Origin of the sequence: Devosia sp. Root105 (genome assembly GCF_001424865.1) — a bacterium.
Classification (GTDB): domain Bacteria; phylum Pseudomonadota; class Alphaproteobacteria; order Rhizobiales; family Devosiaceae; genus Devosia_A.
In genome coordinates this window covers 533,119-559,906 of the sequence record NZ_LMCR01000019.1, presented here as the reverse complement: position 1 = coordinate 559,906, position 26,788 = coordinate 533,119, and the positions used below count along the sequence as shown (strand labels likewise).

Annotated in this window: 21 protein-coding genes and 2 pseudogenes; 12 read left to right on the top strand and 11 right to left on the bottom strand. The window is 65.7% G+C overall.

Annotation, left to right across the window (positions count from 1 at the left end; translation table 11 throughout):
- The first annotated feature begins 48 nt into the window (after nt 1–48).
- The 6 genes and pseudogenes from ASC68_RS25140 to ASC68_RS25115 all read left to right on the top strand — a co-directional run.
- The gene (locus tag ASC68_RS25140) at nt 49–867 is read left to right on the top strand and encodes an ABC transporter permease (protein WP_055885911.1); all 819 of its coding nucleotides are present in this window, start codon (nt 49–51) and stop codon (nt 865–867) included.
- On the top strand, nt 864–1,700 hold the full coding sequence (locus tag ASC68_RS25135; protein WP_055885908.1) for an ABC transporter ATP-binding protein: 837 nt from the start codon (nt 864–866) through the stop codon (nt 1,698–1,700). The genes ASC68_RS25140 and ASC68_RS25135 overlap by 4 nt, the downstream gene beginning before the upstream one ends.
- Nucleotides 1,697–2,512, top strand: coding sequence for an urea amidolyase associated protein UAAP1 (locus ASC68_RS25130; RefSeq protein WP_055885904.1), 816 nt, complete (start codon nt 1,697–1,699; stop codon nt 2,510–2,512). The genes ASC68_RS25135 and ASC68_RS25130 overlap by 4 nt, the downstream gene beginning before the upstream one ends.
- Nucleotide 2,513: 1 nt before the next feature.
- Nucleotides 2,514–3,134 (top strand): urea amidolyase associated protein UAAP2, encoded by a 621-nt coding sequence (locus ASC68_RS25125; protein WP_055885901.1) that lies wholly within the window; start codon nt 2,514–2,516, stop codon nt 3,132–3,134.
- Nucleotides 3,134–6,667 carry an urea carboxylase gene (gene uca, locus ASC68_RS25120; protein WP_055885898.1) on the top strand — a complete coding sequence of 1,178 codons (3,534 nt, stop codon included), beginning with the start codon at nt 3,134–3,136 and terminating at the stop codon, nt 6,665–6,667. Before ASC68_RS25125 ends, uca begins: the two co-directional genes overlap by 1 nt.
- A 29-nt stretch (nt 6,668–6,696) precedes the next feature.
- Nucleotides 6,697–7,086: pseudogene (locus ASC68_RS25115) on the top strand (hypothetical protein); the annotation flags it as partial.
- A 358-nt stretch (nt 7,087–7,444) separates the two neighbouring features.
- Here ASC68_RS25115 and ASC68_RS25110 read toward each other — a convergent pair.
- Entirely contained in the window at nt 7,445–8,179 is a 735-nt protein-coding gene (locus ASC68_RS25110; protein ID WP_055885892.1) for a GntR family transcriptional regulator, read from the bottom strand.
- A gap of 265 nt (nt 8,180–8,444) precedes the next feature.
- Here ASC68_RS25110 and ASC68_RS29460 point away from each other — a divergent pair, with 265 nt between their 5' ends.
- The 6 genes from ASC68_RS29460 to ASC68_RS25085 all read left to right on the top strand — a co-directional run bounded on the left by ASC68_RS29460 (nt 8,445) and on the right by ASC68_RS25085 (nt 13,733).
- Nucleotides 8,445–9,530, top strand: a complete 1,086-nt coding sequence (locus ASC68_RS29460) for an ABC transporter ATP-binding protein (protein ID WP_055885888.1) — start codon at nt 8,445–8,447, stop codon at nt 9,528–9,530.
- 27 nt (nt 9,531–9,557) lie between these two features.
- Nucleotides 9,558–10,853: a PotD/PotF family extracellular solute-binding protein gene (locus ASC68_RS25100; RefSeq protein WP_055885885.1), complete on the top strand. Its 1,296-nt coding sequence runs from the start codon at nt 9,558–9,560 to the stop codon at nt 10,851–10,853.
- 171 nt (nt 10,854–11,024) lie between these two features.
- Nucleotides 11,025–11,939, top strand: coding sequence for an ABC transporter permease (locus ASC68_RS25095; protein ID WP_055885881.1), 915 nt, complete (start codon nt 11,025–11,027; stop codon nt 11,937–11,939).
- A 1-nt stretch (nt 11,940) separates the two neighbouring features.
- Nucleotides 11,941–12,762, top strand: a complete 822-nt coding sequence (locus ASC68_RS25090) for an ABC transporter permease (RefSeq protein WP_055885878.1) — start codon at nt 11,941–11,943, stop codon at nt 12,760–12,762.
- A complete protein-coding gene (locus tag ASC68_RS29410; RefSeq protein WP_282569973.1) occupies nt 12,763–12,894 on the top strand; it encodes a hypothetical protein in 132 nt (43 codons plus the stop codon).
- On the top strand, nt 12,891–13,733 hold the full coding sequence (locus tag ASC68_RS25085; protein ID WP_055885876.1) for a GNAT family N-acetyltransferase: 843 nt from the start codon (nt 12,891–12,893) through the stop codon (nt 13,731–13,733). Before ASC68_RS29410 ends, ASC68_RS25085 begins: the two co-directional genes overlap by 4 nt.
- A 460-nt stretch (nt 13,734–14,193) precedes the next feature.
- Here ASC68_RS25085 and ASC68_RS25080 read toward each other — a convergent pair whose 3' ends face one another.
- From ASC68_RS25080 to ASC68_RS25040, 10 genes and pseudogenes are all read right to left on the bottom strand, one after another.
- Nucleotides 14,194–15,780: an FGGY-family carbohydrate kinase gene (locus tag ASC68_RS25080; RefSeq protein ID WP_055886232.1), complete on the bottom strand. Its 1,587-nt coding sequence runs from the start codon at nt 15,778–15,780 to the stop codon at nt 14,194–14,196.
- A 66-nt stretch (nt 15,781–15,846) separates the two neighbouring features.
- Nucleotides 15,847–16,470: pseudogene (locus ASC68_RS29250) on the bottom strand (HAD family hydrolase); the annotation flags it as partial.
- A 64-nt stretch (nt 16,471–16,534) separates the two neighbouring features.
- Nucleotides 16,535–18,013: a mannitol dehydrogenase family protein gene (locus tag ASC68_RS25075; protein ID WP_055885871.1), complete on the bottom strand. Its 1,479-nt coding sequence runs from the start codon at nt 18,011–18,013 to the stop codon at nt 16,535–16,537.
- A gap of 18 nt (nt 18,014–18,031) precedes the next feature.
- Complete coding sequence (locus ASC68_RS25070) at nt 18,032–19,033, bottom strand: ABC transporter ATP-binding protein (protein WP_055885866.1); 1,002 nt, start codon at nt 19,031–19,033, stop codon at nt 18,032–18,034.
- 10 nt (nt 19,034–19,043) lie between these two features.
- The gene (locus ASC68_RS25065; protein WP_055885863.1) at nt 19,044–19,868 is read right to left on the bottom strand and encodes a carbohydrate ABC transporter permease; all 825 of its coding nucleotides are present in this window, start codon (nt 19,866–19,868) and stop codon (nt 19,044–19,046) included.
- Nucleotides 19,869–20,064: 196 nt separating this feature from the next.
- Nucleotides 20,065–20,937 carry a sugar ABC transporter permease gene (locus ASC68_RS25060; protein WP_055885859.1) on the bottom strand — a complete coding sequence of 291 codons (873 nt, stop codon included), beginning with the start codon at nt 20,935–20,937 and terminating at the stop codon, nt 20,065–20,067.
- Nucleotides 20,938–21,191: 254 nt separating this feature from the next.
- Nucleotides 21,192–22,499 (bottom strand): sugar ABC transporter substrate-binding protein, encoded by a 1,308-nt coding sequence (locus tag ASC68_RS25055; RefSeq protein WP_055885855.1) that lies wholly within the window; start codon nt 22,497–22,499, stop codon nt 21,192–21,194.
- Between the two features lie 331 nt (nt 22,500–22,830).
- Nucleotides 22,831–23,787, bottom strand: a complete 957-nt coding sequence (locus ASC68_RS25050; protein WP_055885852.1) for a sugar-binding transcriptional regulator — start codon at nt 23,785–23,787, stop codon at nt 22,831–22,833.
- An 89-nt stretch (nt 23,788–23,876) separates the two neighbouring features.
- Nucleotides 23,877–26,552, bottom strand: coding sequence for a sensor histidine kinase (locus tag ASC68_RS25045; RefSeq protein ID WP_055885848.1), 2,676 nt, complete (start codon nt 26,550–26,552; stop codon nt 23,877–23,879).
- The gene (locus tag ASC68_RS25040) at nt 26,552–26,785 is read right to left on the bottom strand and encodes a hypothetical protein (protein WP_055885845.1); all 234 of its coding nucleotides are present in this window, start codon (nt 26,783–26,785) and stop codon (nt 26,552–26,554) included. Before ASC68_RS25040 ends, ASC68_RS25045 begins: the two co-directional genes overlap by 1 nt.
- Nucleotides 26,786–26,788 lie beyond the last annotated feature (3 nt).

Below are 26,788 nucleotides of genomic sequence, written 5' to 3'. Positions count from 1 at the left end.
CTCAGGGGCGGGGGAGGTCGGTGACGTCTCAATCATCCGAGCCACTCCATGCGTCTCATCAACCTCAAGCCATCGCGAACCAACCAGTTGATCCTGGCGCTGCTGCCGTTTGCTGCCCTGCTGTTGGCCTATGCGCTGGGCTCGGCGGCCCGGCTCGCCGACAACCCCTCCGACAAGCTGCTGCCGGCGCTGACCAGCCTCGCTGACGCGGTCAATCGCATGGCTTTCGCCCCCGACCCCCGCACCGGCGAATACCTGCTGTGGTCCGATACCTGGGCGAGCCTCGGCCGCCTGTTCTCGGCGCTGGGCATTTCCACGCTCATCGCCCTCGTTTTCGGCATGATCGTGGGCATGTTCCCCTACGCCCGGGCGCTGCTGGCGCCGTTCTTCGCCGCCGTCTCGATGGTGCCGCCGCTGGCGCTGCTGCCGATCCTGTTCATCGTCATGGGGCTGGGCGAAACCAGCAAGATCACCCTCATCGTCATCGGTGTCGCGCCGATCATGATCCGCGACCTGGCGCTCAAGGTCATGGAACTGCCGCGCGAGCAGACGGTGAAGGCTGAAACGCTTGGCGGCAACTCATGGCAGATCGCCATCCGCGTGGTCCTGCCGCAGGTGCTGCCACGGCTCATCACCTGCCTCCGCCTGCAGCTCGGCCCGGCCTGGCTGTTCCTCATCGCGGCCGAGGCGATCTCGGCGGATTCCGGGCTTGGCTACCGGATATTCCTGGTCCGCCGTTACCTCTCCATGGACGTGATCTTTCCGTACGTGATCTGGATCACGCTGCTGGCCGTGCTCACCAACGTCCTGCTCGATCTGCTCCGCATCCGGGTCTTTCCCTGGTCCGACCTGGGGAAGGCGTCATGATCGTCGTCGACAATGTGTGGAAGGAATACGGCGACCAGATCGTCCTCGAGAAGGTCTCGCTCACCATCGAGGACCGGGCCTTCGTCGCGCTCGTCGGCCCCTCGGGCTGCGGCAAGACCACCTTCCTCAAACTGCTGCTCGGCGAGGAACGCCCGACGCAGGGGACCATCACGCTCGATGGCGCGCCGCTGTCACCCGAACCGGGACCCGACCGTGGCGTGGTGTTCCAGCGCTACTCGGTGTTCCCGCACCTGACCGTGCTGGGCAATGTGCTGCTCGGCAAGGAATTCGCTGCCTCCCGCTTCCGCGCCCGGCTCGTTGGTCCGGCGCGTCGCGCCGCTGTTGAGGAGGCCCGGGAACTCATTGCCGAAGTCGGCCTCGCCGGCAGCGAAACCAAGTTCCCGGCCCAGCTCTCGGGCGGCATGCAGCAGCGCCTTGCCTTGGCGCAGGCGCTGATCATGCAGCCGCGCGTTCTGCTGCTCGATGAACCGTTCGGCGCGCTCGATCCGGGCATCCGCGCTGAAATCCATGTGCTGATGAAACGTCTGTGGAACGAGACCAACCTCACCGTGGTGATGGTCACCCACGACATGCGTGAAGCCTTTACGCTCGGCACCCGCGTCATCGCCTTCGAGCGGCCACGCAACCGGCCCGACGAGCGCGAACGCTACGGCGCCTCGCTCAGCCGCGACATCGACATCTGGCCGCCGCGTCGCGCAGGCCAGCTCGATCCGGACGCATTTGCCGATAGCCCCGATCGGGACGACCCGATCCATGAGGTGGGCATTGGCCGGGACGACCCGGCGCCATCCCCTCAAGGAGATCCGGCATGAGCCGAACCCCAGAGCAGATCGCCGCCGACCGCGCCCGCTACGAAGAGCACCAGAAAAAGGGTCTCGCCTTCGCCACCAGGGCATTGCCCGAAGCCAGCGCTGTGCCAGCCGCGCCCATCGCGCCGGGCAGCGTCGTTGCGACCGAAACCATCGCCGCTGGCTGGTACTGGTCGACCGTGCTGCGCAAGGGCGAAGCGCTGCGCGTTGCCCAACCCCATGGTCCCGCCTCGGTCGCTCTCGTCTGCTGGAGCGCGCACGATAGCAGCGAGCGGCTCAATCTGCCGGACACCGTCAAGGTGCAGTGGGACACCCGTACCCAGAAGGGGCGGGTGCTGTTCTCCGACATGGGCCGGGTGATGCTGTCGATCACCGAGGACTCGTCCGGCGGCGCCCATGACGTGCTCCTCGGCGGCTCCACCGCCGCCGCCAACGCTGCGAAATATCCGGGGACAGCCACCCGCAACACCCGCGACAATCTCGTGCTCGCCGCCGGCAAGCTCGGCCTGTCGCGCCGTGACATTCCGCTGGCGCTGACCCTGTTCGCCCCGATCCGCGTCTCCGACGAAGACGGCCATTTCGCCTGGCAGCCGGGCCTGCTCAACGGCAACGATTATGTCGACCTGCGCGCCGAAATGGACCTGCTTGTCGCGTTCTCCAACTGTCCGCACCCGCTCGATCCCGGGCCGGCCTATGCGCCGAACCCCGTCGAGGTGACCCGTTATGTCACCGAGGTCACGGCTGATGATCTCTGCCGTATGTCCACCGCCGAGGCCGTCCGCGGCTTCGAGAACAACGCCCGCGCGGAGGCCTGAGATGCGCACCGAGGATACCGCCAGCCAGTCCCACCTGATCCCTGCCGAAGCGCCGTGGTCCGGCATCGTCAAGCGGGGCCAGACCATCCGCATTGTCGACAGCGAGGGCCAGCAGGCCGTTGACACCATCTTCTATCGTGCCGACGACTTCGCCGAACGCTACAGCGCTCAGGATACCCTGCGCACCCAAGGCTCGGCCTATATCGGGGTCGGCACCAAACTCGTCTCCAACGAGGGCAATACCATGCTCACCGTGGTCGCCGACACGTGCGGCCGCCACGACACCATGGCCGGCGCCTGCTCATGCGAGAGCAACACCGTCCGCTTCGGTCACGACACCCGCTACCTGCACGCTTGCCGCGACAACTTCCTCATCGAGGTGACCAGGCACGGCATGAGCAAGCGGGACATCGTTCCCAACATCAATTTCTTCATGAACGTGCCGATCTCGCCCTCGGGCGAAATGACCATCGTCGATGGGCTGAGCGGACCCGGCGATTACGTCGAGCTCATTGCCGAGATGGACGTCCTCTGCGTCATCTCCAACTGCCCGCAGATCAACAACCCCTGCAACGGCTTCAATCCGACGCCCATCCAGGTCCTGATCTGGGACGCCCAGTGATGTTCACTAAAGTCCTGATCGCCAACCGCGGCGAGATCGCGGTCCGCATCATTGGCACGCTGAGGCGCATGGGTATCGCTTCGGTCGCGGTCTATTCCGACGCCGACCGCTTCACCAGGGCGGTGCAGCTCGCCGACCAAGCCGTGCGGCTTGGGCCGGCTCCGGCCGCCGAGAGCTACCTCAATGTCGAGGCCGTCATCGCCGCCTGCAAGGCAACCGGGGCTGAAGCCGTCCACCCCGGTTACGGCTTCCTGTCGGAGAACACCGGCTTTGCCCGCCGCCTCGAAGCCGAGGGCATCACCTTCATCGGCCCGACGCCCGAGAACATCGAAGCGTTCGGCCTCAAGCACACGGCGCGCGAGCTGGCCAAGGCCAACGGTGTGCCGCTCCTTCCCGGCACGGAGCTTCTCGCCACTGCCGATGAGGCGATTGCCGCGGCCGATGTCATTGGCTACCCGGTCATGCTCAAATCCACCGCCGGCGGTGGTGGCATCGGTATGTCGCTGTGCGCCGACGCCGCAGCGTTGCGTGCTGCCTTCGACGGCGTGCAGCGCACCGCCCGCGCCAGCTTTGGCGATGCGCGCGTCTATCTCGAACGCTTCGTGTCGGATGCCCGCCATGTCGAGGTCCAGCTGTTCGGCGATGGCAAGGGTAGGGTGATTGCGCTGGGTGAACGCGATTGCTCGCTGCAGCGCCGCAACCAGAAGGTAGTCGAGGAGACGCCGGCGCCCGGGCTCTCCACCACGACCCGCTATCGGCTGCACGAGGCCGCCGTGAACCTCGGCCGGGCTGTCGGTTACCGTTCCGCCGGCACCGTCGAGTTCATCTACGATCCCGATCGCGAGGCGTTTTACTTCCTCGAGGTCAACACCCGGCTGCAGGTCGAACATCCGGTCACCGAAGCCGTGTTCGGCATCGATCTGGTCGAGTGGATGATCCGCCAGGCCGCCGGCGAGGACGTGATCCCCCCGCTGCCGCTGTCCCCCAGGGGCGCCGCCATGGAAGTTCGGCTCTATGCGGAAATTCCGCACGCCGACTTCCAGCCCAGCGCGGGCCTCCTGACCGAGGTGAAGTTCGGCGACGCGCGGGTCGACACCTGGGTCGAGACCGGCACCGAGGTCACCAGTTACTACGATCCGATGCTGGCTAAGATCATCGTCGCTGCAGCTGATCGCCCCACCGCCATCGCGAAGCTCCAGGCCGCCCTTGCCGATACCGGCATCGCCGGCATCGAGACCAATCTCGATTATCTGCGAGCCGTTGCGGCGTCCGACCTCCTCGCCTCCGGCAAGGTGGCGACCACGGCACTACGCAGCTTCGCCTTCACCCCCGAGGTCGTCGAAGTCATTGCGCCCGGCGCGCAATCCTCGCTGCAGGAACTGCCCGGCCGGCTTGGCCTCTGGCATGTCGGCGTGCCGCCTTCGGGGCCGATAGACGAGCGCAGTTTCCGCCACGCCAACCGGCTGGTCGGCAATGCCGACGAGACGGCCGCGCTGGAGCTCACCGTCTCCGGCCCGACCCTGCGCTTCCACGCTCCTGCCGTCGTCGCTCTCGCCGGGGCGCATATGCCGATGAAACTCGATGGCGCACCGCTGCCGCACAACCAGCCAATCGACGTCGGCGCCGGACAGGTGCTGAGCATCGGCGCGATCGAGGGCCCCGGCCAGCGATCCTATCTCGCGATCTCCGGCGGTCTCGCTGCTCCGGAAGTGCTCGGCTCGCGCGCCACCTTCGCGCTCGGCAAGTTCGGCGGTCATGCGACCGGCACCCTGCGCACCGGCGAGGTGCTGCACCTCGCCGGCCTGCCGCAGGTGGCCCGGCCTGCCAACGATCCGGTAGTGTTGACGCACGCCTGGGACGTCGCCGTGCTCTACGGCCCGCACGGCGCTCCCGACTTCTTCCTCGAAGAGGACATCGAGGCGCTGTTCTCGACGGCCTACGAAGTCCATTTCAACTCGGCCCGCACCGGCGTGCGCCTGATCGGCCCGGCGCCGAAATGGGCGCGCCGGGATGGTGGCGAGGCAGGGCTGCATCCCTCCAACCTCCACGACAACGCCTACGCCGTCGGAGCCATCGACTTTACCGGCGACATGCCGATCATCCTCGGCCCGGACGGGCCAAGCCTCGGCGGCTTCGTCTGCCCGGCCGTCATGGCGCGTGACGAACTGTGGAAGCTCGGCCAGTTCAAGCCCGGCGACACCATCCGCTTTGTCCCCGTCGCTCGCCCTGATGACAAGATCGCCGGCCCCGCGGTTCATCGGCCAAGTGAAGCCGGCTCCGCGATTGTGGGGTATTCCGACAACGGGCCTGTGCCGGTCGTCTACCGACGGCAAGGTGACGACAACCTCCTGGTCGAGTACGGCCCGATGGCGCTCGATCTCGCCTTGCGCCTGCGCGTTCATCTGCTGATGGAAGCCGTCAACGGGGAGGGCAGGCTCGGCGCCGGGAACGGGATCATCGATCTCACGCCCGGTATCCGTTCGCTGCAGGTCCACTACGACTCGACCCGCCTCTCCCGCGACCGCCTCCTCGGCCTGCTGTCCGAGATCGAGCAGTCCCTCCCCGCCCCGGAGCAGGTCACCGTTCCCTCCCGCATCGTCCACCTGCCGCTCAGTTGGAACGACCCGGAGGCGCAACTGGCGATGCGGAAATATCAGGAGCTGGTCCGCCCGAATGCCCCGTGGTGTCCGGACAACATTGAGTTCATACGCCGCATCAACGGCTTGCCCGACCTCGCGGCGGTGAGGAAAACCATCTTCGATGCCAGCTATCTCGTGCTCGGTCTCGGCGATGTTTATCTCGGTGCGCCCGTGGCGACCCCGATGGACCCGCGTCACCGGCTCGTCACCACCAAGTACAACCCGGCCCGCACCTGGACCCCGGAGAACGCCGTCGGCATTGGCGGCGCCTACATGTGCATCTACGGCATGGAAGGCCCGGGCGGCTACCAGCTGTTCGGCCGCACCATCCAGGTCTGGAACACCTGGCGGAAGACGCCGGCCTTTGCCAGATCCCCGTGGCTGCTCGACTTTTTTGACCAGATTCGCTTCTTCCCGGTCAGCCATGACGAACTGACGGAAGCCCGCGCGGCCTTCCCGCACGGCGGCTATCCGATCCGCGTCGAGGAGACCAGCCTCTCGTACGCCGACTATGCCGCCGAGCTCGCGCGCAACGCCGGCAGCATCGCGGCCTTCAAGCACACGCAGCAGACGGCGTTCGAAGCCGAGCGCCAGCGCTGGAAGGACGAGGGTCTCGACAGCTTCGTGGCGGAGGAGGACGCAAGTGCTTCCGATACCGCCGAAATGCCGTCCGGCCACTTCGGCGTCGCAAGCTCGGTCCCCGGCAATATCTGGAAGATCCTGGTCGAGACCGGCGCCCATGTCGAGGCCGGCCAGCCGGTCGCCATCATCGAGTCCATGAAGATGGAAATCACCGTCACCGCTCACGCCGCCGGCGCTGTCCGCGACGTCCGCGCCGGCCCGGGGCGCAACATCAAGACCGGCGATGTCATCATCGTCCTAGAGGAGATCTGAACATGCCCGAAAACCAAGCTGAGAGCCCGCTCCCCATCGTGGTCGTAGGTGCCCACCTCACCGGCCTGCCGCTCAATACGGAACTCACCTCCTCGGGCGGACACCTGCTCAAGCGCTGTCGCACGGCCCCCGATTACCGGCTGTTCGCCCTCCCCAACACCACCCCGCCCAAGCCGGGGATGGTGCGCGAACCAGGCTTTGATGGACCCGGTCTCGAGGTCGAGGTGTGGTCCCTGCCATCCGACGCGTTCGGCCGCTTCGTCGCCAGGATCCCCGCGCCGCTCGGTATCGGCAAGATTTCCCTCGATGACGGCACGGCGGTTTCGGGCTTTCTGTGCGAGTCCCATGCGGTAGCCGAGGCAGAGGAGATCACCCGCTTCGGTGGTTGGCGCGCATTTCTGGCGGAGCGCGCACGATGAAGGCGCTCATCCGGGCCGCGCAGTGGCTTCTGCACCGCCTCTGCGACGGTCTCGCCGCCCGCAAAGCTATTGTCCAGCCAGGCAAACTCCCAACGACGAGATAGCCATCCCTGTCCCTGTGCTCTCCCCGGGGCTATCGCATATGCCTTACGCACACCGGGCTCTCGGTGCTCCTCCACCGTGAAACGGGGGAGGGGGACCGCCGAAGGCGGTGGAGGGGGCGGCAGGAAGCGCCGGTTTTTTGGGCCGCCCCCTCCACCAGCTTCGCTGGTTCCCCTCCCCCGCTGCGCGGTGGAGGACCACTGCGAGCCCGGTGCCTGTCCATATCCGATGTCCCTGTGCCGTCACGGAGAAGTCTCTAGGGCGCGGATCCTCGCGCCGGCGACCGCCCCGTAAGGATATCTGCCAGTTTTTTGCCCGAGCTTTGGCGCTCCGACAGGTCGAGCCCGGAGAGCAGGTCCACCAGGTGGCTGGTCATCAGTTCCGACGCATCCAGCGCGCTGCGCTTGGCGATGGCATCGACCAGCGCATGATGGGCGTGACTTTCGCAGATCGTGTCGCGCCGCCGCCAGTAGAGCGAGATGATCAGTGATGAACGCGAGCAGAGATCGCGCACCATTTCGGTGAAGATCGACTGACCGGCGATTTCGGCGATGGCGACGTGGAACTGCGCCGAGAGCATTACCGCCTCGCCATCCTTGCCGGCGCGCACGGCCTTGTGCTCCTCCTCGAGGTGCCGGTGCAGCCGCTCGACGTCGGCATGCGTCGCGATCCCTGCCGCGAGCGCGGCAACCTTGGGCTCGACCAGCGCTCGCGCCTCGAACACTTCGCGGGCTTCGGTGCGCGTCGGCTTGGCGACGAAGGCGCCCCGATTGGGTTCGAGCCGCACCAGCCGGTCATGCGCCAGCGCCTGCAGCGCCGCGCGGACCACGGTGCGACTTACCGAATAGATCGCGCCCAGCTCGTCCTCGGGCAACTTGGTGCCGGGGTCGATGCCGTGCCCGAGGATGCCATTGCGCAAACCGATATAGAGCGCGGAGCGCCGCACCGCGGGGCGACCCTCACTCTCATCGATCTCGTCGCTTTCGAGCATGCCGAACTCCCGAACCCAGTCGAATCTAGCCGAGAACTGGACACACCGCTATCGGCGTTTCGTATACAAAGTCTGCCAATATCGAATGCACTCGCCTATATTTTAGGCATTGAGAAGAAATGATGCAGACACGGCGAGGGACCACTCGTCCCTGAACCATCGCGTGATTTCAATGGCCTAGGGCGCGATACCTGGGGCGCCGCGCGCTGGCACAGCTCTTGCAGTTGCTTACCCGACGGCCAAGAGGTGGCCTACGGGGCGGTGCATGGCGCAGGGCGACCTGGAAGTTGTGAAGCTGACCAAGCGCTACGGCGATGCGCTTGCGGTAGATTCGATCGATCTCAAAGTGCCGGCCGGCACCTATTGCTGCCTGCTCGGACCATCGGGCTGCGGCAAGACCTCGACCTTGCGCATGGTTGCAGGACATGAGGCGGCGACCGACGGCGATATCATCCTGTCGTCCACCAATGTCACCGACCTGCCGCCGGCCAGGCGCGGCACGGCGATGATGTTCCAGTCCTACGCGCTGTTTCCGCATCTCGACCTGATCGACAACGTTGCCTTCAGCCTCAAGATGAAGGGCATCGAGAAGGCGCCGCGACAGGCCAAGGCGCTCGAGCTGCTCAAGCTGATGCAGATGGATGGCTACGCTTCGCGGCGGCCGGCCCAGCTTTCCGGCGGCCAGCAGCAGCGCGTGGCGCTGGCCCGTGCCCTGATCACCGATCCCGAGGTGCTGTTGCTCGACGAGCCGCTCTCGGCGCTCGATCCGTTCCTCAAGATCCGCATGCGCGCCGAGCTCAAGAAGCTGCAGACGCGGCTGGGCATCACCTTCGTCCATGTCACCCACAGCCAGGAAGAGGCCATGGCGCTGGCTGACCTCATCGTGGTGATGAACAACGGCCGGGTCGAGCAGGCGGCGGCGCCGCGCGAGGTGTTCGAGCGGCCCGCAACTGCCTTCGTCGCCCGCTTCATGGGGGATCACAACGTCGTCACCGGCAGCGCCCGATCGGTCGCCGATGGCGTCGTCAGCGTCGAGGTGCCGGGCGGCAGCAGCTTTGCTGCCTCGGGGGCGCCGCTCGCCGTTGGCTCACCCGTCGATGTCGGCATCCGCACCGATCATGTGCGCGTCGGGACGACTCCTGCCGAAGGGCTCGGCTTCACCGGCATCGTCTCCAACATCGAGTATCGCGGCGCCTCGGTGAAGCTCTCGGTCGACGGCGCCGGCATCGAGGATTTCACCGCCATCGTCGACGACAAGAGCTTCTTTTCGAAGCCGGTCGCCGTCGGAGACGCGGTGCCACTCTATTGGGATGCCGAGGATGCGATCATCCTCGGCCGCCCCAATTCGTAAAGCCATCAGCAACAGGGGTTTTAGGCTATGACTGAATCCAGCAAGACAGCCAAGGCGGCCATGATTTCGCGACGCAGCATGCTCAAGGGAGCGGCCGCGCTGGCCGGCGCTGCCGCGGGCGCCGGCGCCCTGGGTGGTTTCCCGACGGTCTGGGCGCAGAACCCGATCACCCTGCGCCAGTTCGGCACCGGTGTGTCGAACCTCAACGCCATCGCCGAAAAGTGCAAAGCGGACCTGGGCATCACGCTCGAAATGACCGCGACCGATTCCGATGCGGCCGCGCAGCGCGCCGTCACCCAGCCCGACAGCTACGACATCGCCGATATCGAATACTGGATCCTCAAGAAGGTCTACCCGACCGGCGTGATCCAGCCGATGGATGTGACCAAGCTCAAATACTACGACAAGATCGTGCCGCTGTTCAAAACCGGCAAGCTGACGCCCGACAGTGTCATCGCCCAGGGCACCGCGCCGCACACCGTCGGCTATGTCGATGCACCGGATTCCAAGGAATTCGCCAAGGCGGAGACCGGCTTTTTCACCATGGTCCCGACCATCTACAACGCCGACACGCTGGGCATCCGCCCTGACCTCGTCGGCCGCGAGATCACCACCTGGGCCGACATCATGGACCCCGCCTTCAAGGGCAAGACCTCGATCCTCAACATCCCCTCGATCGGCATCATGGATGCGGCCATGATCATGGAGGCGATGGGCAACATCAAATATGCCGACAAGGGCAACATGACCAAGGCGGAGATCGATGCGACCATCGATTTCTTGATCAAGGCCAAGCAGGATGGCCAGTTCCGCGCCTTCTGGAAGAGCTTCGACGAGAGCGTCAACCTGATGGCGTCGGGCGAAGTGGTGATCCAGTCCATGTGGTCGCCGGCCGTCGCCGCCGTGCGCTCCAAGGGCATCGCCTGCAAGTACCAGCCGCTCAAGGAAGGCTATCGTTCTTGGGGCGGCGGCCTCGGCCTTGCCGCACATCTCTCGGGCGCCCAGCTCGACGCGGCCTACGAGTACATCAACTGGTACACCTCGGGCTGGGTCGGTGGTTACCTCAACCGCCAGGGCTACTACTCGGCGGCCATGGACACCGCCAAGGAGTACATGTCGGAAGACGAATGGGGCTTCTGGATCGAAGGCAAGGCAGCAGTCGGCGACATCCTGTCGCCCGATGGCGCGGTGATGGAAAAGGCCGGCGCCGTGCGCGACGGCGGTTCCTTCCTCGAGCGCATGGGCCACGTCGCCTGCTGGAACTCGGTGATGGATGAGGACCGCTACATGGTCACGCGCTGGAACGAGTTCATCGCGGCCTGATGAGCCACCGACCGCCACCCTCCCCCTCGCGGGGAGGGTAGTGCAGCTGGGACCGACAGGTCCGTAGCGAAACTAGGGCGGGGGGAGATGCTTGCACCGAGCGTGCTGCGCCCCCCACCCCATCCCTCCCCGCAAGGGGGAGGGTGACCTGACTGATAGCCGGGAGCCAAAATGGCCGTCGCCGATCAATCCATCGCCGTGCCGACCAGCAAGCCGAAGACGCGCAAAACGCCGCTCTCCTTCGGCCGGCTCGCCTCGTACCTCCAGTCGATCCCGCTCTGGCTGATCCTCGGGTTCTTCCTGCTGCTGCCGATCCTGCTGCTCGTCTTCGTCAGTTTCTGGGACTACGATTTTGCCCGGATGTATCCGGGCTTCGTCTTCACCAACTATGTCGAGACGCTCGGCTCCTGGGTCACCTGGAAGACCTATCTCAATACGCTGAAATTCGCGGCCATCGTCTGGGCGCTGACGCTCTTCATCGGCTTCTGGGTCGCCTATTTTCTCGCCTTCCACGTCAGGTCGGCGACCATGCAGATGGTGCTGTTCCTCGTCTGCACCGTGCCGTTCCTCACCTCCAACATCATCCGCATGATCTCGTGGATTCCGGTGCTGGGCCGCAATGGCCTCGTCAATTCGACGCTGGTCGAGATGGGGGTCATCTCGCAGCCGATCGAATGGCTGCTCTATTCCGATTTCGCCGTGGTGCTGGCCATGGTGCACCTGTTCACGCTCTTCATGGTCACCCCGATCTTCAACACGCTGATGCGCATCGACCGCTCGCTGATCGAGGCGGCGCGCGACGCCGGGGCCAGTGCGTGGCAGATCATGTGGAACGTCATCCTGCCGCTGGCCAAGCCCGGCATGGCGATCGGCACCATCTTCGTGGTGACCCTGGTGATGGCGGATTTCTCCACCGTGCAGGTGATGAGCGGCGGACAAAGCGCTTCCGTGGCGCTGATGATGAAGAACCAGATGTCCCTGCTGCAATATCCCGCCGCCGCGGCCAACGCCGTCGTGCTGCTCGTCCTGGTGCTGCTGCTGGTCGGGGGCATCCTGCGTATCGTCGACATCCGCAAGGAGCTCTGAGATGCAGCAGCGCGAGAAACGCCCGTTCAGCTTTTATATCCTCGCCGCCTTCTTCGCGCTCTTCGTGCTGTTCCTTTACGGTCCGATGTCGGCGATCTTCATCCTCTCGTTCCAGGGGCCCAACGGCGGTCTCACCTTCCCGCTCAACGGCGTTTCGGTGCACTGGTTCGGCAATCTGTTCGAAAAGCAGGCGGTCGGCGATTTCGGCGCCAGCTTCAGCCGTTCGCTGCTGCTCGGGCTGATGGTCATGGTCTCGACCGTCCTCGTCGCGCTGCTCGCGGGGCTCGCCTTTCGCCGCAGGTTTCTCGGCGGCACGCCGCTCTTTTACCTGACCATCGCCAGCCTCGTCGTTCCCTCGATCATCGTCAGCCTCGGCATCGGTGTGCTGTTCCAGCAGATCGGCTTCCGCCCCGCCTGGTGGACCTCGGGCTTCGGCGCGCACCTGACCTGGACGCTGCCCTTCGGCGTGCTGATCATGTTCGCCGTCTTCAATCGCTTCTCGCCGTCCTACGAGGAGGCCGCGCGCGACCTTGGCGCCTCACCGTGGCAGACCTTCCGCCACGTGCTGCTGCCGATGATCGCCCCCAGCCTGATCGGCGTCGGCCTGTTCGGCTTCAGCCTGTCCTACGACGAGTTCGCCCGCACACTGATGACCGCCGGCACGTTCAACACGCTGCCGCTCGAGATCTACGGCATGACCACCAATGTCACGACGCCGGTGCTTTACGCCCTGGGAACGGTGACGACGCTGTTCTCCTTCGCCGTGATCCTCGTGACGCTGGGGATCATCCTGCTCATCAGGCGGCAGCGGGCGCGGGCCTAGATGCGGCTGTTGCTCCTCAACCTGCCGGCGATCGATGGTGTCGCCGCTGCAGTCAAACTCGGCGAAAGGTTGGTGGCGCTGAGCTCGGGCAGGTCGCCATCGAGGCGGTTCGCGCTTACGCTGGCGGCATGAACCTGACCATCCGACCGATGACCTTGAGCGACCTCGACGTGGCGCTCGGCTGGGCCCGCGACGAAGGCTGGAACCCGGGGCTCGACGATGCCGGCGCCTTCTACGCGCAGGATCCCGGCGGCTTCCTGATGGGCTGGCTGGGCACGGTTCGCATCGGCTGCATTTCGGTCGTCAAGTACGGATCGGATTTCGCCTTCCTCGGCCTCTACATCGTCCACCCGGCACACCGCGGCAAAGGCTACGGCAAGGCCATCTGGGACGCCGGCATCGCCAGTGCCGCCGGCCGCACCATCGGTCTCGATGGCGTCGTGGCGCAGCAGGACAACTATCGCAAATCGGGCTTCGCCTTCGCTCACAAGACCGTGCGCTGGGGCGGCTCGCTTCGCGGCCTGGTGACGACCCGCTCCTTCGTCCGGCCGATCGAGGTCACCGACATGGACGCCGTCCTGGCCTATGACAATAAGCATGTCGCCGCCGACCGCGAGCGCTTCCTCAAAGCCTGGCTCGCCCCGTCGCCGTCACGTCAGACCGAGGGCTATTTCGAAGACGGCACGCTGCGCGGCTTCGGCACCATCCGCCGTTGCGTCGACGGCTGGAAGATCGGCCCGCTCTTCGCCGATACCCCGGCGATCGCCGAGACCTTGCTGGCGACGCTGGTGACCCCCGCAGCCACCGACATGATCTTCATCGACATCCCCGAGCCCAATCGCGCCTCCGCCGCGATGGCCCGCCGCCTCGGCCTCACCCCCGCCTTCGAAACCGCCCGCATGTATCTGGGCGCAGCGCCGGCGCTCATGCTCCACGAGATATTCGGCATCACGACCCTGGAGCTCGGCTGAGACCAACGGCGTGAACTGGTGCCGGCCTCGCTGCTCCCCGCTGTTCCTTGGTAGGCCCGCCTGGAGTCCCAGCGGGCGCCGTCAGTACCGGAGGTTGGTTGCGGCGACTTTGGCCCGCTGCTGCCAACGAGACAGGCTGGCGCGGTGGCGCTGTGCGAGTCTGACCTGTGTCCCCCCAAAGCGCGTCGCGATCTCCGGGATTCGCTCTGACGGGATCGACGACATTCACCTTGGTGCCGGTAACAATCGCATCAATTTCAAGGCTCCCACCGATCCGAGATCTACCGGGCAACCGGTGACGCCGAGTACCGCATCAACTTCTCAACCACGAAGCTGGACGGCTCGGCCACGGTGCGGTGGCCATGCTGATGGGTTCCGGCAAGGCCCGTGGCCCCGTCTTCGTTCCTGCCGGCCAGCCTGATCGTATCTGATCAGGCTGGCCGGCTCGTTGTTTGACGTATCAGGTTCCAGCGATCCCCAACGCGACAAGCTCGGCGCGATGGCGCTGCATAGCGAGCTGGATGCGATAGTCGCGCTCAAGACCAGTGCGCGCTTCCGGGTGGGGCGAGAGTTCCGTGCTGGGCTGCGCCATTGCTGCAGCGGCGGCGGGCAGATCGGCATGTAGGCCCGCTGCGGTGGCCGCCACAATGGCGACACCGAGCAGGGTTGGATCCTCCGCCGTCGAAACCACCACGGTGCAGCGCGCCGCGTCGGCGTAGAGTTCCATCAGCAATGGGTTGTGGCTGTGTCCGCCGGTGACGTGAAGCGTCTCGATGCCGTAGCCGCGCACGGTGAGGGTATCGAGGATGTGCCGGACCTGCACGGCGATCGCTACCGCGGTGCGCCAGTAGAGGCGGCAAAGGCTGTCGAAGTCGCTGTCGAGCGACAGGCCGGAAATCACCCCCAGGGCGCGCGGGTCGGCCAGCGGCGAGCGATTGCCGTGAAAATCCGGCAGCACATTGAGCTGTGGCGCCAGGTCGGGGCCCTCGCTGGCCCGCAACTCGGTCACCCGCGCGATCACCCGGTGATGCAGCTCGGGGGTCGGGTCGCCCCCCGCCGCATGCGTCCGCAGTACGTGGTCGAGCAGGGCGCCGGTCGCCGATTGGCCGGCTTCGTTGAGCCAGGCGCCAGGAAGCACCGCGTTGTGATAGGGCCCCCAGACGCCGGCCGTCGGCATCGGCTGGTCGGACAGCGCCATGACGCAGCTCGACGTGCCGGCGATCAGCGCCATGTGCCGGTGGAGGTTGGCAGGATCCTTGGCATAACTCGCCAACGCCCCGAGCGCGCCGGCATGGGCATCGATCAGGCCGACGCCGACCACACAGCGGCTGGTGAGGCCAAGCTTCGCCGCAGCAATGGCCGTCATCGGCCCCAACGACTGGCCGATCCGGCTCGCCGTCTCGGGCAGCGCGGCGCGCTCGAACAGGTCAGCGAGACCCATGGCAGCCAGAAAATCCCGCTGCCAACTCGGGCTTTCATGCGTGAGATAGGTCCATTTGCAGGTGAGCGTGCACTCCGAGCGCGCGTTCGAGCCCGAGGCCTTCCAGGTCAGGAAATCGACGAGGTCGAACATCTGGCCGGCCCGAGCCCAGCTCTGAGGCGCATGGCGCTTCAGCCACATCAGCTTGGGCACTTCCATCTCCGGCGACATCGTGCCGCCGATGAAATCGAGCACCCGATGGCCGCTTGCCGTGCATGCCTCGGCTTCCGCCTGCGCCCGGTGATCGAACCAGGCAATGGTGTCCCAGCGCGAGGCGCCGCCCGGGCTGACCGGCAGGGGAGCACCATCGCGGTCGCGCACCACCAGCGAGCAGGTCGCATCGAAACTGATCCCCACCGCCTCGTGCGCCGCGACGCCCGCCAGCCGCATCGCCGTGCGCACCGCGTCGGCGACCGCATCCCAGATCTGCTCGGAATCGTATTCGGCGATGTCCGAACCGACCCGGTTCAGCTCCAACGGGTGTTCCGCCCGACTGACCAGGCGCCCCGACGGCGTGACGAGACCGGCCCGCGCGCTCGCCGTCCCCACATCCACGGCAACCAGCATCGCCGCCTCGCCAGTTTCGCGCGCTGCGTGGAGTTCCAGGAGCCCGGGCAGCGACCGCATGTCCTCGATGATCGCATCGGGGGCCAGCGCCTCGATCTCGGGCCGGAGGCCGCTTGGCTCGATATGGCTGCCGCCGACATAGGCGAAGACCCGCATGCCGGCCGCCTGCGCCGCGAGGATACCGGCCGGCGAGTCCTCGATAACGAGGCAGTGTTCCGGCGCGACGCCCATCTCACGCGCTGCGTGGAGGAACAGGTCGGGCGCCGGCTTGCCGTTCCTGACCATGCTGGCCGAGTAGATATGGCCCTCGAAGCGGGGCAGGAGGCCGGTGAGCTCGAGGCTCAGCCGGATCCGCTCCGGCTGGCTCGATGAGGCGACGCAGAACGGTAGCGCGAGCCCCGCCACCACCTCGCCGATCCAGCCGGTCGGCTTCAGCTCGCGGCGGTACAGCGCATAGAGCCGGTCGCGCATGCCGCTGAGCGCGGCAGCGCTGAGGTGGGCGCCATGGCTCTGGTTCAGGCTCTCGGAGATCGAGGCGAGGCTGCGCCCGAGATACGAGCGGAACGCCACTTCGCGTTCGATGGCGATGCCCTGCTCGGCGATCAGCTCGAGCAGCACCCGCATGGCCAGCGGCTCGCTGTCCACCAGCACGCCGTCGCAGTCGAAAATGACGAGCTTGATCGGCGCCATGCTGCCCTCCCGGCTTATCGGTAGCCGGGCGACATCCGCTTCGGCAAGTTTGGTCTGCTTGGGGCTAAAGGGTCCCGCCGAGATAAGCTTCGAGCGTCGCTTTGGTGCCGCGTGACCAGAGGCTCGACAGCGCCGTGGTGAAGGCCGCGACATAAGTCGGGTTGGTGGCGAGCGGCCCAAAAATGTCGCCCATCGACAGCCATGCCACCGGATCGATTTTGGCCTCGGTGGCCAGCGCCGTCAGCCGCTCCCAGTTCGGGTCGTTCGGTGGGATCGGCTTGCCGCTGTCGCTTTCGCCGTAGCAGTAGCGGGCCCAGAGCGCCGAGACCAGCGCCAGCCCGGTCACCGACTGTCCCGCCGCCAACCGATCCGCCGCCGATGGCAGGATGAATTTGGGCTGCCGGTTCGAGCCATCAAGGCAGAGCCGCTGGATGGTGTCGCCGATCTTCGGGTTGGAAAATCGCCGCTCGATCAGCTTGTAATAGTCGCCGAGATCGGTGTCGGGCACTGGCGGCACCACCGGTACGATCTCCTCGCGCTCGACCTTTTCGAGGAAGGCCCGAACCAGCGGATGCTCCATTGCCTCATGCACGAAATGGATGTCGAGCAATCCGGCCGGGTAGGCGATGGTGGCGTGCCCGCCATTGAGAATGCGGATCTTCATGTGCTCGTAGGGCGCCACATCAGCGACGAACTGCACCCCGACCTGCTCGAGCGCCGGGCGGCCGGCCGGGAAGTGATCTTCCAGCACCCACTGCTTGAACTCTTCGCAGAACACCGGCCAGGCATCGACAATGCCGAAATCGGCCTCGAGCGCATCGCGCTCGCGCTGTCCCGTTGCCGGGGTGATCCGATCGACCATGCCGTTGGGGAAGGCCACCGCCGCGCGCACCCAGCTGGCGAGCTCCGGGCTGATCAGCTCGGCGAGCCCTGCCACGGCATTCTCAGTGACGTGGCCATTACCCGGGATATTGTCGCAGCTCATCACCGTAAACGGCTGGATGCCGCGCTCCCGACGCAGCTGCAGGCCGAAGAGGATCAGCCCGAACACCGTCTTCGGTGCCTCCGGGTTGACGCTGTCGGCGACGATATCGGGGTGGTTGGCGTCGAACCGCTGCGAGGCCGGATCGATATAGTAGCCGCCCTCGGTGACGGTCAGCGAGACGATCCGGACTTTCGGGTCGGCCAGCGTTTCGCTGATCGCGGCGAGGTCTCCGACCGGCAGGAAGTCGATCATCGCGCCGGTGACGCGGGCGCTCGTTCCGCCGGCTTCCTGCTCCACCACGGTGGTGAGGTAATCCTGCCCCAGGAGCTTCTCTCGCATCTCGGCGTCGTTGGCCCGCACGCCCGCGCCGACCAGGGCCCAGTCGTGGTCGAGCCCCAGGTTGAACAGGCTGTCGAGATACACCGCCTGGTGGGCGCGATGAAAATTGCCGACGCCGAAATGCACGATGCCCGGCGTCAGCGAGCCGCGCTGGTAGCGGGGCACGCTGGCGACGGCAGCGATCTCCGGCAGGTCTTCGGCGGAGAGTTCTAGCGGCATGGGTCTATTCCTGGGTGGTCAACGGAGCGCTTGGCCGGCGCGGTCGAAGCGATAGATACGGCCCGGCTCGGGCGAGAGCCATACCTGTTCGCCGGGATGATAGTCGTTCTCGCCGCCGGTGCGCACCGTCTGGAGGCCCACGCCATCGACATGGACGTGGAGGAAGGTGTCGGAGCCGAGGTGCTCGGCGACGCCGACCTTGCCCTGCCACTCCCCCGCATCGCGCGAGATGCGCACATGCTCGGGCCTGACGCCGATCGCCTCGGCCTGGTACTTGCCGGCCGCGGCGCCCTCGAGAAAGTTCATTTTGGGCGAGCCGATAAAGCCGGCGACGAACCGGTTGGCCGGGCTCTTGTAGAGTTCGAGCGGCGTGCCGAACTGCTCGACCCGCCCGGCGTTCAGCACCACGATACGGTTGGCCATGGTCATGGCTTCAACCTGGTCATGCGTCACATAGACCATGGTGGTCTTCAGCTGCTGGTGCAGTTCGGTGATCTCGATGCGCATGTTGACGCGCAGCGCCGCATCGAGGTTCGACAGCGGCTCGTCGAACAGGAACGCCTTGGGCTGGCGCACAATGGCGCGGCCGATAGCAACGCGCTGACGCTGCCCGCCGGACAAGGCCCGGGGCTTTCGATCAAGGTAGTCGGTGAGGTTCAGCACCCGCGCCGCATCCGCCACCTTCTGCTCGGCGATCGCCTTGTCGATATTGGCCATCTTCAGCGGAAAGGCGATGTTCTGGCGCACCGTCATGTGCGGGTAGAGCGCGTAGGACTGGAACACCATGGCGAGGCCGCGATGCGCCGGACCCTTGTCGGTCACGTCGACGCCGTCGAGCTTGATCGCGCCGGAGGTCGTGTCCTCGAGGCCGGCGATCAGTCGGAGGAGAGTCGACTTGCCGCACCCCGAGGGCCCGACGAAGACGACGAACTCGCCGTCCTCGATTTCGAGCGAAACATCGGGGATGACCGGATGGCCACCGAAGGTCTTGTTGACGTGTTCGAGTGTGATGGAGCCCATCTGAAATCCCCTATTTCACGGCGCCGAAGGTGAGACCGCGCACCAGCTGCTTCTGGCTGAACCAGCCCAGCAGCAAAATCGGCAGGATCGCCAGCACCGACGCGGCGGAAAGCTTGGCGAGGAATTGGCCTTGCGGCGAAGAGAAGGATGCAATGAAGGCGGTCAGCGGCGCCGCATCGTCGGTAGAGAGACGAAGGGTCCAGAACGCCTCGTTCCAGGCGAGGATGACGTTGAGCAGCAGCGTCGACGCGATGCCCGGCACCGCCATCGGCAGCAGCACATAGACCAATTCCTTGCCCAGCGTCGCGCCATCCATGCGCGCCGCCTCGAGGATATCGACCGGGATTTCCTTGAAGTAGGTGTAGAGCATCCACACCACGATCGGCAGGTTCACCAGCGTCAGGATGATGGTGAGGCCCAGCAGCGTGTCGAGCAGCCCGGTATTGAGGAAAATCAGGTACATCGGCACCAGGACGCCTGCTGCCGGCATCATCTTGGTCGAGAGCATCCACATCAGCACGTCACGGGTTTTCGGGGTCGGCGTGAACGCCATCGCCCAGGCCGCCGGCACCGCGATCAGCAGTGCCACGATGGTGGAACCGATCGAGATCACCACCGAGTTGAAGAACGGCCGGAAGTAATCCTGCTGGTCGAGCACCGCCGCATAACTTTCGAAGGTGAAGGACGGGATCATCGAGAACCCCGCCGCGGCTTCGCCCTCGGTCTTGAGGCTGGTGATGATGGTGTAGAGGATCGGAAAGAAGACGATCAGCGCCACCAGCCAGACGAGAACCGTCATGGTGAGCTTGCGGCGCGTGGATACGGCGCGGGCCATTTATGCCTCCACTCGTTGGTTGCGGCTGGTCTCCCTCCCCCTTGCGGGGAGGGTAGCGAAGCTGGTCGCGTAGCGACTTAGCGGAGCTGGGGTGGGGGTGGCAGCAGGCTCCGAGCGAGGGGCGCCCCCCACCCTTGATCCCTCCCCGCAAAGGGGGAGGGAGACGACTGGCACATCCATGGTCGGTCGGGATCCCTCACGCATCCAAATTCCTCCCCACCGCCCGCATCAGGAAGATCGCGACGATGTTGGCGAGCACCACGGCCACCAATCCGCCCGCCGCGCCGGCGCCGATGTTTCCGCCCAACACGCCCGTGTTGTAGATCAGGAACGGCAGGTTGGTGCTGGCAAAGCCCGGGCCGCCGCCGGTGGTGATCTGGATCTCGGCATAGACGCCGAGCAGGTAGATCGTCTGGATCAGGATCACCACGGTGATCGCCCGCGCCAGGTGCGGCAGGATGATGTACCAGAAGCGCCGGAACACATTGGCGCCGTCCATTTCGGCCGCCTCCTTCTGTTCCTCGCTCAGCGATTGCATCGCCGTCAGGAGGATCAGTGTCGCGAACGGCAGCCACTGCCAGGCGACGATGGCGATGATCGACAGCAGCGGGTAATTGCCGAGCCAGTTGACCGGCTCCTGCCCGAAAAACCGTGAGACCGCGGCGAATACGCCCCAGGTCGGGTTCATCAGCTCGTGCTTCCAGACCACCGCCGCCACCGGCGGCATGACGAAGAAGGGCGAGATCATCAGGATACGGACGATGCCCTGGCCCCAGATCGGCTGGTCGAGCAGCAAGGCGAGGAGGATACCGAGACCCACGGTGATCACCAGCACGCCGACCACGATCAGCAGCGTGTTGATGATGGCCGGCCAGAAGGCCGGGTCGGTGACGAAGAACTCGAAGTTCGCGAAACCGGCGAAACCCTTGATGTTGGGGTTGGTGAGCCGGTAGCGCTGGAAGGCGAACCAGATGGTCAGGGCCAGCGGCACGATCATCCAGATCAGCAGCACAAAGACCGAAGGCGCCATCATCCAGCGGGCGAGGCGATGTGACTGCTTGGTGGCCATGATGCCGTTCCCCCAAAATGCGCCGGTCCCCACCGGCAGTCTTGCGCAATCTACTCCCCGCACCAGGTCACCCCGGCGACGGCCGGGGCCTGTCCTGAATTCTCTCGGCGTCCACAGCGAGAGCAAGTATTTCAGGATAGTTACCGGCCTTCGCCGGTATGACGCTGCGCGTGGGTGGAGCCGCGGTGACCGCAGCCCTGATCCGAAGAAGCCCGGCAGCGTGGCCGCCGGGCAGTCGCTCGGGAGGAGAGACCTCAGTAGTAGCCGGCCGCCTTCATCTCGCGGTCGACGCTCTGTTGTGCCTGGGCCAGCGCGTCATCGACGCTGGTAGAGCCGGCAAGTGCGGCCGAGAACAGCTGGCCGACCGTGGTCGCCATGCCGGCGAACTCGGGGATGGCGACGAACTGCACGCCGGTATAGGGCACCGGCTTCACCGCCGGATTGGTCGGGTCCGCCGCGTTGATCGAGTCGAGCGTCATCTTGGCGAAGGGCGCCGCGGCCTGGTAGTCGGCGTTGGTATAGAGCGAGGTGCGGGTGCCCGGCGGAACGTTGGCCCAGCCTTCCTTGGCGGCGACCAGTGCGAGGTAGTCCTTGCTGGTTGCCCAGGAGATGAACTTCTGCGCCGCGTCGGCCTTCTGCGAGCCGGCCGGGATGGCGAGCGACCAGGCCCAGAGCCAGTTACCGCGCTTGCCGAGCCCGGTGTCGGGGGCGAGAGCGAAACCGACCTTGTCGGCCACCGTCGATTCCTTGGCGTTGGTGACGAACGAGGCGGCGACGGTGGCGTCGATCCACATGCCGCACTTGCCCTGCTGGAACAGCGTCAGGTTTTCGTTGAAGCCGTTCGAGGAGGCGCCGACCGGGCCGGCATCCTTCATCAGATCGACATAGAACTGCAGCGTGTTCTTCCATTCCGGCTGGTCGAACTGCGGCTTCCAGGCTTCGTCGAACCAGCGTGCGCCGAACGAATTCGACATCGCGGTGAGGAACGCCATGTTCTCGCCCCAGCCGGCCTTACCGCGCAGGCAAATGCCGTTAATCTCGGCGGCGCGGTCGGTCATTTTGCGGGCGGCGTCGGCGACGAAGTCCCAGGTCGGGGCATCCGGCATGGTCAGCCCGGCCTTCTCCATCAGGTCCTTGCGATACATGATGAAGCTCGACTCGCCATAGAACGGCGCGGCGTAGAGCTTGCCGTCGGCGCTGAGCCCGCCCCGGATGGCCGGCAGCAGATCGTCGACATCATAGGCATCGCCGAGATTGTCGAGCGGCAACAGCCAGCTGTTCTTGGCCCAGATCGGCACTTCGTAGGTGCCGATGGTCATCACGTCGAACTGGCCGCCCTTGGTAGCGATATCGGTGGTGACGCGCTCGCGCAGGATATTCTCCTCGAGCGTCACCCACTGCAGCTGGATATCCGGGTTCTTGGCGGTGAAATCGTCGGTCAGCCCCTGCATGCGAACCATATCGCCATTGTTCACGGTGGCGATGGTGAGGGTGGTCTGGGCATAGGCCGTCGAGCCGAGCGCAAGCACCAGCGCGCTCGAGAAAAGCGGAAGCAGTTTCATCAATGTCCTCCCATAGGCGAGCATTTGTCTCGCCGTTGAGCAATTACTCACAAACTTTAGTATGATGTCAAGCGGGTGGAAAACGCGGGAATCCGGAGGGTGATGCGTTCGGCATCCCGCTCAGGTTCGTTTTTCGCTGTTGGGAAACGGCAGAACCGTTGGGGCGTTTCGCCGATGCCAACCCCACCCACGATGTCATCCCAGCGAAAGCTGAGACCCAACTCTCAGCCCGTGCCAGCGTATGGATGGGTCCCAGCTTTCGCTGCGATGACATCCGGTGGGTAGGCCAAGGCCGAGGCCAACTAGCCCCGCTGGTGCAGCAGAAAGCGACCTAATCAGCCGCGAGAATCGCCTCAGCGGTCTGCTCGTCGGTGATCAGGCCATTGACCAGCCGACGGGTCAGGGCGGCCCGGATGCCTGGGACCTTGCGCTCGCCGACGGCCGTTGCCACCACCATCGAGCTCTCCCGCGACGGCAATGGCGCCGAGGCGACGCGGTCATTGGTCAGGCCGCTGATGAATTTGCCCTGCGCGTCGAAGGCCCAACCGACGATCTCACCGACCGCCCCGGCCTTCTGCAAGAGCTTCAGTTCGGCTGCCGAAATGAAGCCATCCACCACCAGCGGCGCCTCGGGTCCGAGGTCGCCGATGCCAACGAAGGTGACATTGGCCTGCTGTGCAAGGGCATGGGTTTCGCGGATCATCGGCTGGCTCAGCAGCATGTCACGCTCGGCCGCCGACGACGCGATGACCGGCAGCGGCATGGGGAAGCTGCGCGCCTTCACCGCCTCGGCGATGTTGAAGATCACGTTGTAGAAGGCGGCCGAGCCGTCGGGGGCGATCGAGCCGGTCAGCGACACGATCTTGTGCTGCGGCGCCTCCATCGGTGTCAGTTGCTCGATCGCGGCTTTCAGCGTCCGTCCGGTGCCGATCGCCATCACCGTCGGCTTGTCGCTCCTGAGCCAGCGCTCGATCAGCGCCGCGGCGGCGATCGCCACGCCATGGATCGCCCCGGGCGCCTCTGGATCGGTCGGCACCACCTCGGCGAAATCGAGCGCGTAGCGCTTCTGCAGCTGCTCGGCCAATTCCATGCAGCGCCCGATCGGATGGTCCAGCCGCACCCGCACCAGCCCCTCGCTCACCGACAGCGACACCAGCCGCTGCGCCGTCTGGCGCGACACGCCGAGCTTTTTGGCGATCTGCTCCTGATTGTTGCCGGCGACGTAGTAGAGCCATCCGGCCCTGGCCGCATCGTCGAGACGCGTAACTGCTGTGTCCTGACGAGCCATGAAACTTTGCCCTCCGATTGGGCGGATACTCATCGAGCGGGCGAATAATCGCAAGCCCAAATCGCCCCCGCCGCCTGGCAAACCTGCTTCTACAGCAGGGGCAGGGTGATGCGGAAGCAGGCGCCCTGGCCGGTGCCTGGCAGCAGTTCCAGCTTGCCGTTCATCCGCTCGATCAGCTGGCGCGAAATGGCGAGGCCGAGGCCGGCCCCGGCAGGCGCGGTGACGCCGCCCGATTGCCCACGCGCGAACTTTTCGAAGATCAGTTTACGCTCGGCTTTGGGGATGCCGGGGCCGTTATCGGCAACTTCGATCAGGTAGCGCCCACGTCCCGTCCGCGAGCGGACTTCGACCATCGGCTCGGCCGCATCATTGTATTTGATGGCGTTGGACACGAGGTTGATCAGCACCTGGCAGAGCCGGTCGGGTTCGCCCGAGATCACCGCGCTCGGCGCGCGGCTGCCAACGGTCAGCTGCATGCGGCGCTGCCGCGCCAGCGCCGAGCAGACTTCAATGGCGCGATCGATCGAGCGCTCGGCCTCGATCGGTGTGTTGTCCCAGCCATGCTCGCCGTGATCTAGCGCGCTCATCCCCAGGATGTCGTCGAGCAGCTTGGTGAGCCTGAGGCTCTCCTGATGGATGGTCTTGACGAAGCGTTGCCGCTCGTCGGCGGTCAGCTTTTGTTCCTCGAGCAGGATCTCCGAGAACGAGCGGATCGAGGTCATCGGGGTGCGCACCTCATGGCTGACCTGGCTCAGGAACTCGTCCTTCTCGGTGTCGATGGCGCGCAACTGCGTGTTGGCTTCCTCCAGTTTCTGCGCCGTCGAGCGGAGCTCGGCGGAGGTGCGCTCCAGCTCCTGCGAATATTCGATCACCTGCCGGGTCTCACCGGCCATCTCGAACACTTCCTCGAGCGATACCGCGTCGCCCGACACCACCTTGCTGAGCATCACATGCGCCGAAGCGGCGCCGATCGAGCCGGCGAGCTCGCGCTCCAGCCGGTCGATGAACTGCGGCGGCGGCGCGCCAGCCACCCCCTCGAACAGCGCCTTGGCGCGCGGCGAACCAAGCACCCGCTCGGCGACGAAATAGAGATCCTCGACCGTCGCCGAGCCGCGGATCACCGCCGGCGCGCCGGTGCCCGGGCGGCGGAACAGATCGGCAAACAGCGCCGCCTGCACCCGTTCCAGCGCCGATTGCGAGGTGAAGAGCGAAACGACCACCAGCGTCGCGGTGTTGAGCAAGAGGCTCCAGAACACCACGTTGACCAGCGGGTCGATATCCTCGACGCCGAACAGCGCCTCGGGCCGCAGCCAGGTGAGCCCCCACGGCCCTTCGGCCATGATCTGAGCCACCAGCGGCGACGAACTCTGGAACGACGGCATGAAGCTCGACCAGGCCCAGACCACGAAACCGACGGCTACCGCTGATGTCGCGGCCTTGAGCGAGGCCTCGCGCCAGAACAGGGCCGCGATGATGGCGGGGAGGAACTGCGCCACGCCGCAGAACGAGATCAGCCCGATCGGCGCCAGCGCGTCGGAATCGCGCGTCAGGTAGAAATACAGAAACCCGAGCAGCAGGATCAGCGCGATCGAGAAGCGCCGGGAATTGAGCAGCAGGCGGCTGACGCCGCGCGCGCTGGCAACGCCATGCCCCTGGGTCACCCGCAGCACGATCGGCATGACGATGTGGTTGGAGACCATGATCGACAGCGCAATCGACTCGACGATGATCATCGAGGTCGCCGACGAGAAGCCGCCGATAAAGCTGAACAGCGCCAGGCCCTCCTGTCCGGCCGACAGCGGCAGGGTGAGAACGAACATGTCCGGGTTGGCGCCCGCCGGCATCGAGGTCAGCCCGAACAGCGCGATCGGCAGGGTGAACAGGCTCATCAGCAGCAGGTAGGCCGGAAAGGCCCAGCCGGCAGTGCGCAGGTGATTTTCGTTGGAGTTCTCGACCACGGTGATCTGGAACTGCCGCGGCAGGCAGAGGATCGCCGCCGCCGAAAGCACGTTCATCGCCACCCAGCGGTCGTCGAAATTGCCGGTCGAGTAGATGTCGATCCCGGCCGCTTCGGCGCGCGAGAAGATCGCTTCGAGCCCGCCGCCCGCATAGATGACGAAGATGCCGATCGCCAGCAGCGCCGCCAGCTTGACGATCGCTTCGAAGGCGATGGCGGCGACGACGCCGTGATGCTGCTCCTTGGCATCGACGTTGCGCGTGCCGAAGAGGATCGTGAACAGCGCCATGCCGGCCGCCACCGCCAGCGCCAGGCCGACTTCGTCAATGCCGCGCAGCGTCCGGCCGGGAAACTCGCCGACCCCGGCAATGGCCTGCAGCGACGAGGTGACGGCCTTGAGCTGCAGCGCGATATAGGGCGCGATGCCGATCACCGCGATCACGGTGATCAGCACCGCCAGCCGGCTCGACTTGCCGAACCGCGCCGATAACAGGTCAGCGATCGAGGTGATGCGCTGCTTGTGGCTGATCCGCACCAGCCGGCGGAGCACGAACCACCAGCCGATGAACACCAGCGTCGGCCCGAGATAGATGGCGAGATATTCGAGCCCGTTGCGCGCTGCCGAGCCGACGGCGCCGTAAAAGGTCCAGCTGGTGCAATAGACCGAGATGGCGAGCGTGTAGATGAAGGGCGAGCGCAGGAACGCCGCCTTGTGGTTACGCGCCTGCCGGTCGCTGACATAGGCGATGAGGAAGAGGAGGCCGACGTAACCGATAGCGACGGCGATGACCACGTCCGGCGTCAGCATCAGTCCTCGCCCTCGGCTGGTGGTTCGGCCTCGGCTTCGCGCGGCAGACGGCGGCCGAGCCAGAAGGCAGCGGCGATCAGCCCCAGCCAGCAGACGAACAGGTAGATCACCTCGAACGGCACGCCGAACAGGCGCCGCTCGAGCTGAAATACCACGGCGAGTGGCGGCAGGATCAGCAAAACACCCAGGAGGCTGAGGAACAGCGCCGCGCTTTCGAGCTTCCGGCGCTCCATCGG